Annotated in this window: 14 protein-coding genes; 8 read left to right on the top strand and 6 right to left on the bottom strand. The window is 41.8% G+C overall.

Annotation, left to right across the window (positions count from 1 at the left end; all coding sequences use genetic code 11):
• Window positions 1-254: 254 nt before the first annotated feature.
• Window positions 255-1,622 (bottom strand): aminotransferase-like domain-containing protein, encoded by a 1,368-nt coding sequence (locus FW759_RS11985; RefSeq protein WP_446443106.1) that lies wholly within the window; start codon window positions 1,620-1,622, stop codon window positions 255-257.
• Between the two features lie 191 nt (window positions 1,623-1,813).
• Here FW759_RS11985 and dinB point away from each other — a divergent pair, with 191 nt between their 5' ends.
• The 7 genes from dinB to infA all read left to right on the top strand — a co-directional run bounded on the left by dinB (window position 1,814) and on the right by infA (window position 10,418).
• Entirely contained in the window at window positions 1,814-2,899 is a 1,086-nt protein-coding gene (gene dinB, locus FW759_RS11990; RefSeq protein WP_443528548.1) for a DNA polymerase IV, read from the top strand.
• A 177-nt stretch (window positions 2,900-3,076) separates the two neighbouring features.
• Window positions 3,077-4,279 (top strand): tRNA preQ1(34) S-adenosylmethionine ribosyltransferase-isomerase QueA, encoded by a 1,203-nt coding sequence (gene queA / locus FW759_RS11995; protein ID WP_353671215.1) that lies wholly within the window; start codon window positions 3,077-3,079, stop codon window positions 4,277-4,279.
• 110 nt (window positions 4,280-4,389) lie between these two features.
• A complete protein-coding gene (locus FW759_RS12000) occupies window positions 4,390-6,171 on the top strand; it encodes a type IV pilus assembly protein FimV (protein ID WP_446443107.1) in 1,782 nt (593 codons plus the stop codon).
• 55 nt (window positions 6,172-6,226) lie between these two features.
• Window positions 6,227-7,951, top strand: a complete 1,725-nt coding sequence (locus FW759_RS12005; protein ID WP_446443108.1) for a FimV/HubP family polar landmark protein — start codon at window positions 6,227-6,229, stop codon at window positions 7,949-7,951.
• Between the two features lie 162 nt (window positions 7,952-8,113).
• Window positions 8,114-9,199 (top strand): asparaginase, encoded by a 1,086-nt coding sequence (locus tag FW759_RS12010; protein WP_446443109.1) that lies wholly within the window; start codon window positions 8,114-8,116, stop codon window positions 9,197-9,199.
• 33 nt (window positions 9,200-9,232) lie between these two features.
• The gene (gene truA / locus FW759_RS12015) at window positions 9,233-10,090 is read left to right on the top strand and encodes a tRNA pseudouridine(38-40) synthase TruA (protein WP_446443110.1); all 858 of its coding nucleotides are present in this window, start codon (window positions 9,233-9,235) and stop codon (window positions 10,088-10,090) included.
• A 106-nt stretch (window positions 10,091-10,196) separates the two neighbouring features.
• Window positions 10,197-10,418: a translation initiation factor IF-1 gene (gene infA, locus FW759_RS12020; RefSeq protein ID WP_021814850.1), complete on the top strand. Its 222-nt coding sequence runs from the start codon at window positions 10,197-10,199 to the stop codon at window positions 10,416-10,418.
• 261 nt (window positions 10,419-10,679) lie between these two features.
• Here infA and FW759_RS12025 read toward each other — a convergent pair whose 3' ends face one another.
• The 5 genes from FW759_RS12025 to leuC form a co-directional block, all read right to left on the bottom strand.
• Window positions 10,680-11,801, bottom strand: coding sequence for a L,D-transpeptidase family protein (locus tag FW759_RS12025; RefSeq protein ID WP_446443111.1), 1,122 nt, complete (start codon window positions 11,799-11,801; stop codon window positions 10,680-10,682).
• A gap of 386 nt (window positions 11,802-12,187) precedes the next feature.
• On the bottom strand, window positions 12,188-13,291 hold the full coding sequence (leuB, locus tag FW759_RS12030) for a 3-isopropylmalate dehydrogenase (RefSeq protein ID WP_446443112.1): 1,104 nt from the start codon (window positions 13,289-13,291) through the stop codon (window positions 12,188-12,190).
• A gap of 119 nt (window positions 13,292-13,410) precedes the next feature.
• Window positions 13,411-14,139: a hypothetical protein gene (locus FW759_RS12035; protein WP_443528556.1), complete on the bottom strand. Its 729-nt coding sequence runs from the start codon at window positions 14,137-14,139 to the stop codon at window positions 13,411-13,413.
• A 130-nt stretch (window positions 14,140-14,269) separates the two neighbouring features.
• Window positions 14,270-14,920, bottom strand: coding sequence for a 3-isopropylmalate dehydratase small subunit (leuD, locus tag FW759_RS12040; RefSeq protein ID WP_443528558.1), 651 nt, complete (start codon window positions 14,918-14,920; stop codon window positions 14,270-14,272).
• Between the two features lie 124 nt (window positions 14,921-15,044).
• The gene (gene leuC / locus FW759_RS12045; protein WP_062844226.1) at window positions 15,045-16,463 is read right to left on the bottom strand and encodes a 3-isopropylmalate dehydratase large subunit; all 1,419 of its coding nucleotides are present in this window, start codon (window positions 16,461-16,463) and stop codon (window positions 15,045-15,047) included.
• 321 nt (window positions 16,464-16,784) lie between these two features.
• On the opposite strand from leuC, the gene FW759_RS12050 reads away from it, so the two are divergent.
• Window positions 16,785-17,657, top strand: a complete 873-nt coding sequence (locus tag FW759_RS12050; protein WP_062844225.1) for a LysR family transcriptional regulator — start codon at window positions 16,785-16,787, stop codon at window positions 17,655-17,657.
• Window positions 17,658-18,070: the final 413 nt, after the last annotated feature.

Below are 18,070 nucleotides of genomic sequence, written 5' to 3' on the forward strand. Positions count from 1 at the left end.
CGTTATTATAGAAATACCATGTGCGGAATGTTCTTCCAAGGGTACAGAAAGGCTTTTACCCTCAAAACTGTACCCATCCTTATAGAACGACGTTATTGTGGCGAACACAGTCGATTGAATACAAGAAGAGACCATTGGGTAAGTAAGATAAGTAAATAGATAGGTAGTGAAATCATACTGAGCGTGAACAATGGGTGACACCCAACGGCTCCTTTTTGGACAACGGCTTTAAAGCAGTTATAAAAAATCATAGGCTAACGCGTATTAAAAATCTCTTCTTCAATGAATGTAACGGTGGTTTGGTCTATATAGAATTTATTGATTCTCAAGGCAAAATACGTATTCTCACAAGGAAAAAACAGATTGCCTGGCGCCATAAAAATATTGTTTTTTCTGGCATAGTTGACGACTTTTTTGTCATCCATTGGAATACGAAACCACAAAAAATGACCACTGGGATTGTGAGGATAAAGCTTTAGGCCTTCGATGGTACTCAGAGCCGTTATTGATTCGGCTGACTTTTCATGTGACAGATTTTTTAGTGCTTGAAGATGATTGTCTAGCGTGCCACTACTGATCATATGATTAAGGATGTTTTCGGTGATGGATGACGTATTGATGACCGTTATCATTTTTAGACGCGTAAGTGATTTTATTAATGGCTTAGAGGCGACGATAAAACCACATCGTAACGAGGCAGAAACGGTTTTTGAAAAGCTGCTTAGGTAAATGACAGGCTCGTCTTCACTAAATAGATAACTGGCGGCTTTTTCTCGAATCAGTAAAAAAGGATCATCTTCAACGATAATGACGTTATTTTCTACGCAGACCGACTTAATGGCTTCAAGGTTTTCTACGGTTAAGTCTGTCCCTGTTGGATTGTGCGCGAAGGGCTGCAGAAATAATATCTTGGGGTGCTTTTTTTGAATAATGGCTTCTAGATTATTCACATCTAAACCAAACTTGGTTCTTTTGAGCGCAATCATATTCACTTTATTAAGCTTAAGCTTGCTGAATAAAGGGTAATATCCAGGCGACTCTACGATAACGTTATCGCCTTCTGACAAAAAATGCCTAATGATTAAATCCACACTGTGATTGGTACCATACGTCATTAACACATTTTGCGGATCAACGTTAAGAGAATGATTTTTCAGTATGTCAGTGATCAGTCCTCGAAGCATGCTGTTACCAGCTGGATCGCCATATCCATAGTCAAGATAGGAAGGTTTGTCGCCACAATTCGGGTAACCCAGATAACTGTCTAGCTTGAGCTTATCCATATACTCTCTTGGATATCTACCCTCGCCAGGTTTGTGACTGTACTCGTTGACCAGCTGTTGCTCAAGTAAATCGACGCCATTATAAACATTGGTCAAATCCAACATGGTATTGTGCATCTCTTTGCTGGATAAATCTTCACTGATATAAAACCCTGATTTGGGTAACGCCTTGATCCAACGCTGTTCGAGTAAAATGCTATACGCGTTCACTATGGTATTTTTTGACACGTTATATTGTTTTGACATGGCACGAATTGAAGGTATTTTGTCTCCAATTTTTTTTCTACCAGACTTAATGTCATCAATGATTATTAAACATATTTCTTCAAACTTTTTCACACTGCAACTCCATCTTTAGTATAAGCCTTATCGCAAGGTTTTAGAGATATGTCGCTCGTATTATGCCGTTATCTGACCAACAATCACACCAATGGCTTAAACAAGTCAGTATCAAAACGTAGGACTATATTAGTTGTATTACCGAATAATTGATACTGAACTCAAACTGTCTGTCAGGTAAAATAAGGACTATGACAACCTTCAAAAGCCCCAGTCCTCGTAAGATTATCCATATAGATATGGATGCCTTTTATGCCAGTGTTGAACAGCGCGATTTTCCAGAGTTGCGAGGTAAACCGTTGGTCGTGGGCGGCGATCCAAATGGTCGCGGTGTGGTGGCGGCGGCCAGTTATGAAGTGCGTCAATTTGGTGTGCGTTCTGCTATGTCTTGCTACGAGGCACGCAAACGCTGTCCAGAAGTGATATTTGTACGACCACGTTTTGAGGTTTATCGCACTGTTAGCAGTGAGATACGTCAGCTTATGTACCACTTAACACCACATGTTGAGCCGTTGTCGCTGGATGAAGCATATTTAGACGTCACAGGGCTAACAGCTCACCAAGGGTCGGCAACTTTAATGGCCAATTGGTTACGCGCCCAGATTCTCGAGCACACCGGGTTGACGGCTTCTGCTGGGGTATCTTTTAATAAAATGCTGGCCAAAATTGCCTCTGATATTAACAAGCCCAATGGCACAGCCATCATCACACCAGAAGATAGCGAGGCTTTTATTAGCACCTTACCTATCGAGCGCTTTCACGGTATAGGTAAGGCAACTGCTCAGCGTTTACACGCAATGGGTGTCAATACTGGTGCTGATCTTCGGAATCTGTCAGCGACTCTGTTGGTGCAAGAGTTTGGTAAGCGTGGACAGTTTTATCATGATATTGCACATGGGCGTGATGAGCGTGCGGTAAAATCAGAGCGCACGCATAAGTCTGTTGGTTCGGAGACCACTTTTACAGAGAATCTCAACGATGATAATGCCCTACGCGTTCAGATTTATGAACAAAATGAGGATGCATTTAATCAACTACAAAAGAAGGCGCTCATCGCTCATACCATTACCCTAAAAGTAAAGTACGCAGACTTCACTCAAATCACGCGTACACACACGCTCTCTACAGCTTTTGATAGCGCTGAATCTGCTCATTACTGGCTTGATAAGTTGTTTTTAGATATTCCGCGCCAGCTTCCCATTCGACTAGTAGGCGTTACTTTTTCATCATTAATGCCAGCGGCACAAGTGCTACCTCAGCTCAATTTATTTGAGTAGTTTTTTAGGCAATAAATTCTGGATGGTTTTGTCTATCATCTACTATGCTATTTTTCACTTAGGCTATTTATAAAATTTAAGCTACTCTTAGGTGTGAGTAATTATATTTAGCTATCCTCTCACAATCTCATTTCTGCTACAATTGTTCCAAAATTTCTATTCATTTAAAGACTCATTATGACCGACTTTCATGCGCTAGATTCTACGACTCCCACCTTAATTGATAACGATACAGACAACAACGTCTTAGACTATTTGAGCGTTGATGATTATGATTATGAGTTGCCAGATAGTCTTATTGCTCGCTATCCACTGGCACAACGTTCTGCCTCAAAACTGCTATACCTAGCCACTGATAATCAGAAAAACACAGCCAGTGTGCAGGATCGTTTGTTTGCTGAGTTACCCGATTTATTAAATGCAGGCGATTTGATTGTGTTTAATGACACAAAAGTGATGAAGGCGCGATTATTTGGTCAAAAAGACACAGGTGGGAAGATTGAGGTATTGATTGAGCGTTTGGTGACCCTCTCAGATTTGGATGTAACCACTCTACACGTAGAAACCATAGACGATACGGCTGTCAATAAAGAACATATTGCGCTTTGTCATGTAAAAGCCAGTAAAGCGCCTAAGCTTGGGCAGCGCGTATCGCTGGCTGATGGTCATATGAACGCGGTTATGATTGGTCGTCAAGACAATCTATTTATCTTGGCGTTTGAGGCCCCTATTTTGCCTCACCTAGAACTGTATGGCGAGCTACCCATTCCACCTTACTTTGAGCGTCATGCAGATGACACTGATAATACGCGTTATCAAACTGTCTTTCATGATCCAGCCAAGCTTGCGAGCGTGGCTGCCCCTACTGCAAGCTTACATTTTGATGAATCCGTATTGAACCAACTGACAGAGAAAGGTATCAATACAGCTTTTGTCACGCTGCACGTTGGCGCTGGTACTTTTGCCCCCGTTAAGACAGACAACTTGCTCAATCACACCATGCATAGTGAATATGCCCATTTACCGCAGGCAACCGCTGATCTCATCAACCAAACTCATGCAAACGGCAACCAAGTCATTGCCATTGGTACGACGGTCACTCGTGTCCTTGAAACTGCGTATCAAAAGACTGCAGTAGAAGGTCAACCACTTTCTAGCTGGTCAGGCGATACAGATATATTTATTTACCCTGGTTTTAAGTTCGGGGTAATAGATCGTTTACTGACCAATTTTCATTTGCCCAAATCTACTTTATTGATGTTGGTCTCCGCTTTTTCTGGCAAAGCTGCCATCGAACATGCCTATCAACATGCTATTGAAAAACAATACCGTTTCTTTAGTTACGGCGATGCTATGTTGCTCGATAAAAAAGCAAATTAAACACGATACAAACATTTTTTTATTGGTCACAACAGTTGTGAAATAAACTGGTAAACTGGTTAGTATTTTGCTATAACAGCAAAGACAACTTATATCCTAAAGGGCGGCTCATGTCTTGTCATCTCTCTTATCGCTTGACTACTGTACATCGCGCGATTTCGATGGCATTACTGTATTCTGTCGGCTACGTGGCTCTGACTTCAAGTGCTCAAGCAGCAACGATCGGCAAGACGGTAGTCACCTCTGCCCAACATGAGCCGCTAGCAGCAAGTATTGTCGTCACCGATATTCGAGCAGCAGACTTTTCAGCGAGCTTAGCAAATCCAGCCATTTATCAGCAAATGGGATTGACCAAAACAGATTCAATGATGGTACGCTTTACGCCAACTTCAGCTACCAGCGGTCAAGTCATTATCACCACATCACAGCCGGTATCGAAACCTTTTGCTGATGTGGTACTAACCATCAACGATAAAGGTCAAAGTAATGTCATTCCCAAAACCTTGCTGATGCCGCTCGATGATGGCTTGCCTCTTAACACATCTACTAACATCAACACAGGGGCAAAAAAGCCCAACTTACCAACGGTATCTGCCAGTACTGCCAAGCCGCTGACGCTCAGAAAAGGTGCACCGCCGCCATTGATGCCTACATCGAGTCTACCTGCCATCCATTCATCAGCAAATGAGTTGATCGCTGCAAAATCGCCTGTGCCCAGTATGCAGGCAACTCGCATACAAGCGCCTACCGTTACTGCCTCAGCAGGCAACAGCCTTTCTTATGCATCTAGCCGTTTGGATAATGGTCGTTTGACGGATAAAGCTAATAGCGCAACCCAGCAAAGCAGCGTTGGCGTCAATTCTATTGAGAGTATAGCCAACGATAGGCTCATTAATAATAGTACCACTGCCAATGATGCAAACAACAGTAAAGCTGTCATTGCAGTTGATAAGGCACCCACTCAAGCCATTACTGACAAACAGCTAGATATTTTGAATATACAAGTCACTCGTCAGATACAGCCAAGAAGCGAAAAAGAAGTCAGCACTGTTGCTGCCTCTACTCTTAAACCAACTCCCAATGCCAATATGGCTAAAGATTTGGCTGTTAAAAACTCAGAGACAAACCTTGATACGAGCGATGCCACTTCTACAATTGCTTCAACTGGCAATATACCGGCTAATATCGCAAACTCTGAAGCCAAAGTTAATAATAATCCTGAGATTGTTGCCAGTGCTGATTCTAGCAATATGACTAATAGCGTGACTGCTCAATATCAAGTACAACGCAACGATAGCTTATGGATGATAGCGCAGCAGATTGCACAAGAAAACAATCTGAATGTGCAAACCGTGATGAAGCAGATTCAATCACAAAACCCTGATGCTTTTATCAATAGAGACGCAGGTCAACTAAAAGCAGATGCAAAGCTAAGCTTACCCAGCTACGATGTAATTCCGTCACAGAAAAAATTAGAAGACGCTATTAGCGCACAAAGACAATATAGTCGGCGTTCAAACGCCTCTGTCATACCGGAAACCACCAAAAAGCGCTCTCCATCGTCATCTGAGAGGGCTCAAACAACCAAACCACGTGTAGAGCCTGTAACCACTAAGACTCAAACATTGCCAAAGGCCCAGTTTTCAGTACTGGCTCCTGATTATAATGGAAGTGCCGAGGGCACGCAGGCAAAATCAGCAGCGACCAAAGGTAATGGGCTTAGCACAGATATATTAGCGACTCTAAAATCATCAAGACAGAGTACAGCAACACAAGCGCAGCGGTTATCAAAGACCAGTAGTACACTTGATAACTATGCTAAAAAAATTCAATTACAAAATCAAAAACTGGCTGAGCTACAAGCTCGTCTTAAAAAACTACGCAATCAATAATTGCCTGATTGATCAATGCAATACGCCATGATCATAGATAGGCGTTGGAGTAATTATGGACAATATGCTATATATCATCGCCGGATTGGTGCTCATCTTATTGGTAGCTGTTTTAGTATTGCGCAAAAAGAAAGCACAAGAAACGTCAATACCACCAGCTATTCAATCAGGAAAAAAGGCCGCTACTCTAACGCCGACTGCCAAAACCAATGATAATACCCCTGCTCATAGCCGTGAAGATATTGATAAGAAATTTGATCACATTACAATCGCCCAGCGTTTTATTGATCAACAGCGCCATGACAAAGCCATTGAGACACTAACTCGTGGACTTAATGAGAAGCCGAACGATAGTCAATTATTGCTTAAGCTACTGAGCATTTATGCCACGCTAGATCAGCCCGAAAACTTTAATAATGTTTATAACACTATCAAGACTCAGAGCGATCCACAAAGTATCACTCAGGCCAATGAATTAAAAGCTTTGTTCTTTGGAGAGCAAGCGCCTGTTGCTGCAGAAGTAGCGCCAGTAGAAGATCATACTAACTTTGAAAGCATAGATTTTGACTTACCGATCAGTCAAACTGATGATCAAAAAGTGCTGTCTGATCAGCCAGCTGTACAAGATAGCAATCCTACTTGGGCAGATGAGCAAACCCATCAAACTGCAGCATCAAATGAGTTTGATCATATCAGCTCTACTAATGAGTCAGTAGAAAACGACTTTGATCTTACCCTCAGTGACTTTGACAATGATTTTGAAGGTCATGGTTTTGAAGAGCCTGCCACTACTAGTGTAGCGCCTGTAACCTCATTGAACGACACAGAAGAGCAAAGTTTTAATACTGCTACCGTCGATGAGACGACTAGCGAAGACAGCGATATCATTGATTTCGACTTTGAGTTTGATTCATCTGAGGCCGATAAGACTCCAATAAACACACCTGTAGCTTCACGTAATGCTGATAGCGCTAACGAAGATATGACGTTAGATAGCGAAGAGTTCATCTTAGATTTTGATGATTTAGTAAGCGATGCTGAGACCGATACTATTGCTGATAATAAAGAATCAATCGTCGAAGAATTGAGCATTGAGGCTAATCAAAATGAAGATGAGTTCGTCTTATCATTAGATGATTTTGATGCATCAAATAATACAGAGACTGTGTCAGAAAGCATTGTACCTGCTCTTGAAGAAACGAATGACATCGATAATTTCATTCTTGAAAATACTGACTTTGAAGACAGCAGTTCTAAAGACAATATCTCTAAAGACCACACTTTTGAAAATACTGACTCTAAAAACAATAGCTCTGAAAGTAGCACCCTTGACGATAGTAAATTTGAAGACATCAGGTTTGAAGAGCAACGATTTGACGACAACTCTGTAGAACACGAAATTACGGATACGCCAGAGGTTACTAATTCTTCTGAGCCACTATTATTCGATGACAACACCGTATTAGAGGAAGACTTTGACTTTGAGCTAAGTGGTGCTTTAACAAAGCCGACGTCATCAGCACCTGTCGAAGCAGATAACAGCGTTATTCTTGAAAATGAAATTGATACCGAATCAACAGAAGATTTTGCATCTCGTTTTTCAGCAGACTTTGATTTTGTAAAATCGCTGGATAGTAATCAAGTGACGTTAGATTTGGCCACTCAGTATGTACAATTGGGTGAATACGATAGCGCCAAACGTTTACTCAATGAAGTTATGGTTCAAGGCAACCATGAACAACAAAATCAAGCCAAACTTCTGCTTAAACGCACAGCGTAATTACAGATACCAGTATCACAAATAACTTAGTTTTTCATCAGCAAGTATTCTATGAGTATATGACATAGAATACTTGCTGATTTTTTTGCATTTCGCCTTTATATTATCTATTATTACTGCCTTATCTTCTTTTATCGTACCAATACTATGCCATCCTCTACTATGACAAAGACTCTATCTGATCCTATTCAACTGATTTATGCTGGTGGCACCTTTGGTAGCTATGGAAAACCTTTATCATCGTTATCAGCAGACGTGTTTTTACCTATCGTGCAGGAGCTATTAGCAGCTCAAGCGCACACAGCTAATCTACCAAAAAGCTCATGGTTAGACAACACGTTGTTCAAAGACAGCAGTCAATTGACACCCAGCGATTTTGCCCATTTTTATCAGCTTCTATTGGCTGCCTATGCGCAAGGTGGTAGACGTTTTGTATTGATTACTGGGACAGACACGCTAAGCTATTTGGGCGCTTTTTTGGCAGAAGCTTTTGCTGGTAGTGATATCTGTGTTGTCTTAACGGGAAGTATGCGTCCTTTATTAGACAGCGAAGTGATTCACTCTTATTGTATCGATGAGCATAGCGATGCTTGGGACAATCTCAATCATTCACTACAGTTGGCAGCAGCGGGTGAATCTGGCGTCAAGATTAGTTTTGGTGGTGAGGCATGGCCGGCCCAAACGGTTCAAAAAATTCACAGTCATGATTTAATGGCATTTACAGGTCATTTTAGAGCCGCGTATCCGGCCAACAGTTATGTAAGAAGCCTACCAGATACCCGCCGTCAGCATTGGCTAGATGACCAACAAGAAGTACTAAACAATATTCAAAGTCGTGCGAAAAGCGTGCGTGTTAACGCTTTGTATTGTTTGCCCAATGATGCTGAAGCAATAAACAGTCAATTACAAGCCTTACTATCACAGCCGCCTTCTGGCGTTATTCTAATGGGGTTTGGTGCTGGTAATGTTCCTTATTCAGCAGCATTGGCAGAAACCTTAGAGCTTGCTCATAAAAAAGGACATTTGGTGGTATGTACCAGCCAATGTCCGTTTGGCGGTGTTAGCGATAGCTATGCTGCTGGCAGTTGGCAATACGAGCATCATGTGATTTCTGGTGGGCGCTTGACCATTCCCGCTGTTTACGCACGCTTGTTATGGTTATTGCTACGTTATGACAGTCCAGCGAGACGCCGACAGCGCTGGTTAAATAATGTGACTCAAACCAGCACAACCACCAAAAAACGGTAACTCCCTATTTATTTTATAAGCGTTAAAAACACAATGCCCAACACTGAAGCACTGCCTGACTTAGAACCTATAAATCCTGAATCTTTACCAACCTATACCTTAGCAATTGCTATCGAGTTTTTAGGCACACATTATCATGGGTGGCAGCGCCAACGCGAAGTGCTGGGTGTACAAGAGGCATTAGAGGTAGCCATCGGCAAGGTCGCCAACGAGCCAGTAGAAGTAGTCGCTGCTGGGCGTACTGATGCCAGTGTGCATGCCAGCAATATGATTGCTCATTTTACGACCCGTGCGTATCGTCCTACACATAACTGGTTGCGCGGCGTAAATAGCCTACTGCCTGATGATATAGCGCTACGCTGGATTCAACCCATGCCAGCCGACTTTCATGCGCGCTTTGGTGCCATTGCACGTCGATACCGTTATATCACGCTCAATCAAACACAGCGTCCTGCGATACTCAACCATCAAGTGACCCATATCTATGAACCTCTTGACTTAAAAGCGATGCAACTGGCGGCAGCCGATATCGTGGGTACGCATGACTTTAGCAGTTATCGCGCTGCGGCCTGCCAATCCAATCAACCTGTTCGTCAGGTCAGTCATGCAAACTTATTTTCTCACGGTCAGTTCATCGTTTTTGATATTCAAGCAGATGGATTTTTACATCACATGGTTCGTAACTTAATGGGCACGTTATATGCTATTGGTAGACACGAACTTGATCCGACAGATTTTTTGAATATTTTAAACAAAAAAGACCGCACTATAGCGCCGCCAACCGCATCTGGTGATGGTTTGTATTTTATTAATGCTTACTATCCTGAACAGTTTCAGAAACTTCTTCCAAAGGCGCCTTTAACGCCACTTTGGCTTAATTTGCCTGACTGATATACATATCACTTACAGACTGTCAAGTCAAAACCAGGTTCTGTATTGCTTTAACCAGCCAACTTACGTATAATATGGGCTTATTTTTAATTGATTGATACAAATTATGGCAAAAGACGATATCATTGAATTTGAAGGCGAAGTCATTGACACCCTTCCAAATACTTTATTCAAAGTGCGTTTAGAAAACGGACACGAAATCATCGCTCACATTTCTGGTAAGATGCGTAAACACTATATCCGTATTTTAACAGGCGATAAGGTTAAGGTAGAAATGACACCTTATGACTTGTCTAAAGGTCGCATTACTTATCGTGGTAAGAACTAAATTCTTATCAATTAAGATGGTTATAAAAGCATTTACATGTACCACCAGTTGTTACGTTGTTTTTTACCGCTGATATGAATGTTTGAGTGGTTTAACTGATAATAATAATGAAAATACTAACCTACTCATTATTGCCTATCAATGTTTTAGTTTTGACTGCAAGCAACTTATTTCATTAAAAAAATACCGCTAATATCAGCGGTATTTTTTTGTCTGCTTTATAGGCCATGAGAATATTGATTCTAAATCATGAACCAGCTTTTATTTGAATTCAACAGTGGCACCGTTTTCGATTACCCCTAAAAGTGCCAGTGCATCCCAGTTGGTTAGACGGATACAACCTGCCGATGCTTGGCGACTGATACGAGCAGGATCTGGCGAACCATGAATACCATACGTGGGTTTGCTGAGTCCAATCCAGACTAGACCAACAGGATTGTTGGGCCCTGGCGGAATAATAGACTTGCTACCATCATCAGCGGTGTACGTGTAATTAGGCTCATGTACCTTCACTTCTACGGTATGCGTTCCTGTTGGTGACGGTGTTGCTGTACTCCCTACCGTAGTGGGATAACTGGCAATCAATTTATTATTACTGTCATAGGCATATAATGTCTCAGTAGCCTTATCTGCAACGACTCTGCTGACAGGTTTGGTGTTAGGATTACTGGGGTTATAAACAGTGATGGTCTCGCCAGCTGTAAACTTAGCATTAGGATTCAATGCTTTTAAATAATCTTCACTGATATGAAATTTTTCTGCCAGCGCTTCAGTGAGGCTTTCATAATACATGCCGTCGAGCTTGGCCTTTTCTTTTGTGTCAGTAGGTATTTTAGTCGTTTTGATGTTTACATCATCATCACTCAATTGGTAACTCACCAACACAGGCTGGGCAACCAGCTTTTCATTTTTAGTTAATGCTTGCCATGTCTCATTATTCAAATTTTCAGTAACGCTCAGACCGTTTGCTTTCTGAAATGCTTGCATTGCTTTGCGAGTATTCTTACCCCAGTATCCATCTACGGGACCCACACCATTATGATGCCAGTTTAGTAATGCCTGCAACTTAGTCCCTGTGGTACGGTCTATTTTTACCCCTGTTTTCCAATTTGCTGCATTTACCTTTGTTGCCATAGGAGACAAGTTATCTGTCGTATAGTTAATAACAGGGAGTAAGTTCTTGAGTGAACTGACCGTTTTACTACTACCCATCGGCTTTTGACTGACACCATTAGTAACTGGACTGACATCATTCTTAGCCATACTGGTTGTGTCATTTGCACTCTGATCAGTATTGGTCGCTGCAACGCTCTGGCTCATAAAAATTGCTGTCGATAAACCTGCCGCTACGAGTGCAGCGCTTACCTTTTTCAATTGATACATGTAATGCTCCTAATTTTTTATTATGCTGTTGTTATTAAGGATTTTGTTATTAAGACTTATTACTTCGAATGCCCACTTATTCGATACATAACTTTATTAAGCTATTCCGAGCGTTACTTTTTAAGTTTAACAAACAACTCATGTTGACACATTATTCTGTGAGGATGTAACAGCTTTATGTTAAAAGCATCTGAATTGTGCAGCATATCTGTTAACACTGCTGATAAGAAGGTTTTTAATATGGCGTAAATCGTTGCTGTCCGTTTTTATCTTCAATGGATAAGCAATAAAAAACCCATAAACTGCGAAGCAATTTATGGGTTGATAAAGTATCAGTTGACGCTTTTTAACAATCCTAATAAAAGATCGATTTCCTCAAACGGGCTTTAGACCAGTTTGGTCAATACTGCCTGTCCCATCTCTTGACAGCCAACTTGCTTGAGTCCCTCTTCGCTACGATCTAAGATGTCGACAGTACGTAAACCATCATCCAAGACATCGCTGACTGCTTGCTCAATGGCTTGCGCCGCCTCTTCTTGTTTGAAGGTATAGCGAAGCATCATCGCTACAGATAAAATGGTTGCCAATGGATTGGCTTTGTCTTGACCAGCAATATCAGGTGCTGAGCCATGACACGGCTCATACATCCCTTTACCCGCTTCATCAAGGCTTGCTGATGGTAGCATACCGATAGAACCTGTCAGCATCGCTGCTTCGTCAGATAAAATATCGCCGAACATATTGCCTGTGACCATAACATCAAATTGCTTAGGATATTTGATAAGTTGCATGCAAGCATTGTCAGCATACATGTGCGATAACGCCACATCGCTGTAGTCTGCTTGCTGCATCTCGATCATTGTCTGCTTCCACAATTCAGTCACTTCTAAGACATTTGCCTTATCTACCGAACATACCTTTGGCGCTGTACCTGCGGCTTGCGCCCGCGTTTTTGCCAACTCAAAAGCCACTTTACCGATGCGCTGTATCTCACTGGTGCTATACACCATGGTGTTATAGCCTTGCTGCTCGCCATTTTCTAATGTACGAATACCGCGTGGCTCGCCAAAATAGATGCCGCCAGTCAATTCACGAACGATCAATAAATCCAAGCCTGAGATGATCTCAGGCTTGATGCTTGATGCATTAGCAAGCTGCGGATATAGTTTTGCTACTCGAAGGTTAGCAAACAAACCAAGCTCACCACGGATCTTAAGTAGGCCGCGCTCTGGGCGTTTACTACGTTCGATACTATCCCATTTAGGACCACCAACTGCTCCTAGTAGTACAGCATCTGCAGCACGTGCACGCGTCAGAGTTTCCTCTGGTAAAGGCTCGCCAGTTGCGTCAATGGCTACCCCACCAATAAGTCCTGATTCAAGTGTCAAACCCAATGCAAACTTCTTATTGACGGCTTCAAGCACATCAATGGCTTGAGTCATGATTTCAGGGCCAATACCATCGCCTGCTAATGTTAAAATCGTTGCCATACTGGTCCTTTTAAACGAATAAGTTTTTATTAATTGATAATTTTTATTAATTGACAGTGTTATGACGCATTATTGCTCACTATTATTTGAGCGTTCATACGTGATTGCTAAACACACTTCTATGCTTTGGCTTTTTTAGTGTTCGACACTGCTGATAGTCCTTGCCTTACACTCGCTTCTACAAACTCACCTTGGTGCTCAGTGTCGAGTTGTTTGCAGAATCGGCGCTGTACTTGATTGTCTTGCAGCAGATCGACACATAAAGGTTCAGGTGAAGCAGTCTCTAATAAGCTACCAGAGTTTGTATCAGATTTTTTTTGATAAGCCCGCAGCTTATAAGTACCTGTATCAACAAAGTCATGAATCATCGCAAAGCGTTCTACATAACCCTCATTGTTTTCTGGGTAAAAATTGACATGTACCTCGCGTTTTGCAGGCATGACTCGAGCATAATAATTGGTCAAACCCGGCATTGCTGATGCGGATAATGGCACTACTTTGATTGCATATTTATTGGTCAGCGGTGCCATGTCCATATTTATCGGTGCATTTGCCGTTTTTTTAATACCATTACGATTTGGTAAAGTTACCAACATATTAGGATTGACTGGCTCATGAGTGTCAGGTGCAATAATCAACGTTCTATCTATCTGCACAATTTCACAGTGATAAGTACCCGCACAAGCAATATTTACCTCGCCATCGAGCGGTTGAATGCTGCCTACCAATGACCTAGCACTTTCTGCTTCATCTATCTTTTGATAGCCAGTTAATACTTGACAGCCAGACACCAATAAGGTTGCGGCAAAAATTGTACTGGTCCATAACGCATAACGTTTTTTATTCATAATGGCGGCTACTATTTGTGATAGAGATAATAAAGAACTGTCCTTTATTTTAGCCAGTTCATCACTATAACTCAACGCTGCATTATTACTACTCAGAGCTTTTATTACCTGTCTGCTAGAAACTGACTACTTAGGCTCGCACCTCGTTAAATATCCAAGGTGTTTTCTGCATCATTTTATGCTCGTAATCTTTGATCGCATCGCTTTGCTGTAACGTTAAACCAATGTCATCAAGACCATTTAACAAGCAATGCTTGCGAAACGCGTCCACTTCAAAAGCGTACTCTTCACCCGTTGGGGTGATCACCACCTGACGCTCAAGATCGGCAGTCAGCTCATAACCTTCATTAGCAAAAGTCGCTTTCATTAAAGTATCGACAATCGCTTCATCTAATACAATGGGTAACATACCGTTTTTAAAGCAGTTATTATAAAAAATATCAGCAAAGCTTGGTGCAATGACTGTACGAAAGCCATACTCAGACAACGCCCAAGGTGCATGCTCACGACTAGAGCCGCAGCCAAAGTTTCTACGCGCCAGCAAAATCATAGCGCCTTGATAGCGTGGTTTATTCAATACAAAGTCTGGATTGATGATTCGTGTGCTGTTGTCTTGACCTGGATAGCCTTCGTCCAGATAGCGCCAATCATCAAATAAATTCACACCAAAGCCTGTCCGTTTAATGGATTTCAAAAACTGCTTTGCAATAATTTGGTCGGTATCGACATTTGCGCGATCAAGTGGGCAAACGATACCTGTTTGGGTGTTATAAGCTTGCATAAAATATCCTATCGATTATGTTGTCGCTAATGCGTGGTAGTCATTAAACCGCTGGAAAACAATCAGTCTTTACTTCTCCTACAATGTACTTTTATCGACACCGACCGATCATCAACCATTAGTATTAAAACGTTCTTACGTCAACAAAGTGACCTGCGAGCGCTGCTGCTGCTGCCATTGCTGGACTGACCAAATGCGTACGACCGCCATTACCCTGACGACCTTCAAAGTTACGATTAGACGTAGAGGCACAATGTTCTTGTGGCTCAAGCTTATCCGCATTCATGGCAAGACACATAGAGCAACCCGGCTCGCGCCACTCAAACCCAGCTTCAGTGAACAAGGCATCAAGACCTTCTGCTTCTGCTTGTAGTTTTACTTGTCCTGAGCCAGCGACAACGATCGCTTCTTTAATATTATCAGCAACTTTACGGCCTTTGATAACTGCAGCAGCGTCACGCAAATCTTCAATACGCGAATTGGTGCATGAACCAATAAAAATACGATCAAGCTGAATGTCTGTGATTTTTTGACCAGCTTCTAATCCCATATAGGTATAGGCACGTAACCAACCCTCTTCTTGCGCTTCATCAACCGCTTGATCAGGTGTTGGTACTGATTGCGTGATATCGACAACCATTTCAGGCGAGGTTCCCCACGATACTTGCGGTGCTATCTGGCTACCGTCAATTTCAACCACAGTATCAAATACCGCGTCGTCATCTGAATACAAGGTACGCCAGTAAGCTTCAGCTTGCTGCCATTGTGATTCTTTTGGCGCATATGGACGACCTTTAACATAATCAATGGTGACATCATCAACAGCGACCATACCCACACGAGCACCTGCTTCAATCGCCATGTTACAGACAGTCATGCGACCTTCCATACTCATGTCTTCAAACACTTGTCCTGCAAATTCAATCGCATATCCTGTACCACCTGCCGTACCAATTTTAGCAATAATGGCTAATACCACATCTTTTGATGTCACACCAGCACCAAGCGTACCAGTGACGCGAATTTGCATATTTTTTGATTTCTTTTGAATCAAACACTGCGTGGCCAGCACATGCTCAACTTCTGACGTGCCAATACCATGAGCCAAACAACCAAGTGCGCCATGTGTCGCTGTATGCGAGTCGCCGCATACTACTGTCATACCTGGCAGTACCAAGCCCTGCTCAGGACCCACTACATGTAGGATACCTTGACGAGCATCATTGATAGTAAATTCAGCAATATCAAACTTGGTACAATTGTCATCCAATGTAACCACTTGCAAGCGTGATACTTTGTCTTTAATACCAGACACCCCTTCTAGGCGCTCTTTAGATACTGTTGGCACATTATGATCAGGGCTTGCGATATTGGCAGACAAGCGCCATGGCGCTCTATTTGCCAACTCCAACCCTTCAAATGCTTGCGGGCTTGTCACTTCATGCAGCAAATGGCGGTCAATATAAATCAGGCTTGAACCATCGTCACGTTTGGTGATCTCGTGAGCGCTCCAAAGTTTATCGTATAACGTTTGACCGGCCATGTTCTTATCCTTTATTGGTTACTAATCATTGAATATTTCACTCGCCCATATAATAGTAGCAGGCAAAGTGCGTGTTCAAATAGCATGTCTATCTTGTATTTATTACCATATTGGGGCATTGAGACTTGCTTTATAAGCCAAATTTCTGAGTTGCTACAATAAATATGCCACAATACGCCTTGATGTCTTGTGATTATAGCAGGCTAATCCTATAATAATAATTGATGATTTTTAACCAGATGCAAACTTTTATTTCTAATATACTGTGATTAAGTCAGTTAACTTTTATTTATAGTTCGCTACATAGCTAAGGACATTCGCTTGAACACCACAAACTTAACGACATTTGTTACTGTCATGCATACAGGCAGTATCTCGGGCGCAGCAGAAAAGCTGTTCATCACACAGCCTGCTGTCAGTAAGCGTATCAAAAATCTGGAAGACGAATTCAACATTACTTTGTTTGACACAGTTGGACGAGGGATCGTGCCGACCCAAGCTGCTAGCGAAATGCTACCTCATGCCAAGCGTTGGTTAGAAGATTATGAAAATTTTAAAATCAACTTGCAACACTCTCAGCACATTGTCTCTGGTAAATTGGTCATCGGTACCAGTCATCACATTGGTTTGCATCATTTAGCTCCTGTACTTAAGCACTTTATTCAAACCTACCCAGCGGTACAATTAGAAGTACACTTTGTTGATTCAGAGAAAGCTCACAAAGCGGTACTGGATGGCGATTTGTCCCTAGCCTTCGTCACGTTACCTCCTGTTTATGATAAGCGTTTGAGCTATCATACATTATGGTCTGACCCTCTGTACTTTATGACAGGCACACTGTCACCTTTAGCCACCAAGTCTAATGTCACTTTGGAGCAATTGGCACGCTATCCTGCTATTTTACCATCGGCCAACACGTTTACCAGTCAGATCACTTTGGCTGAATTTGCAAAGCACAATCTCAAGCCTTATGCCACCATGAGCACCAATCCACTTGAGTCTATTCGCATGTTGGTTTCTGTCGGTCTTGGTTGGTCAGTACTGCCACAAACTATGATTAGCCAAGATTTGGAACGTATTGATATGGCGGATAATATTGAATTACAGCGTTACTTAGGCGTCGTAATCAACCCAAAATTAACGCCATCTAGCAGCGTTACTGCCTTATTAGACTTACTTGCTCCTATTGAATAGTGAGGCGTATATACTTATTATATTCAATTTATAAAATAAGCTGTTCGCATTTGTGATAGTCATACGTTATAATGCAATTGACGTTGTTTTCCAACAAAAATTTACCATAAGAGCACTGATAGTCATATATTGAATACTTCGAGTAAGATATGATGGTTAACAGTAGGTTTAGTGGTTTTAAATGATTGGTTTTATAGGCGGCTACTATCTACAAATCAATAGTAAAACGAGCAACCAAAGTAAATATAGGGGATACGAAATTCCCGTTGCTCCTTCTTTATGATTTGAATAGTCGCTCTAGAAACTACCAATCATATAAAACTAACAGCAAATACTGAGAGAAGCCATTATGTCCTACTTAATGGCTTTTTTTGTTTTTAAATATTGTTTGAAACATCGCTTTTGAGATTAAA

The organism is Psychrobacter sp. 1176_08 (assembly GCF_052850615.1).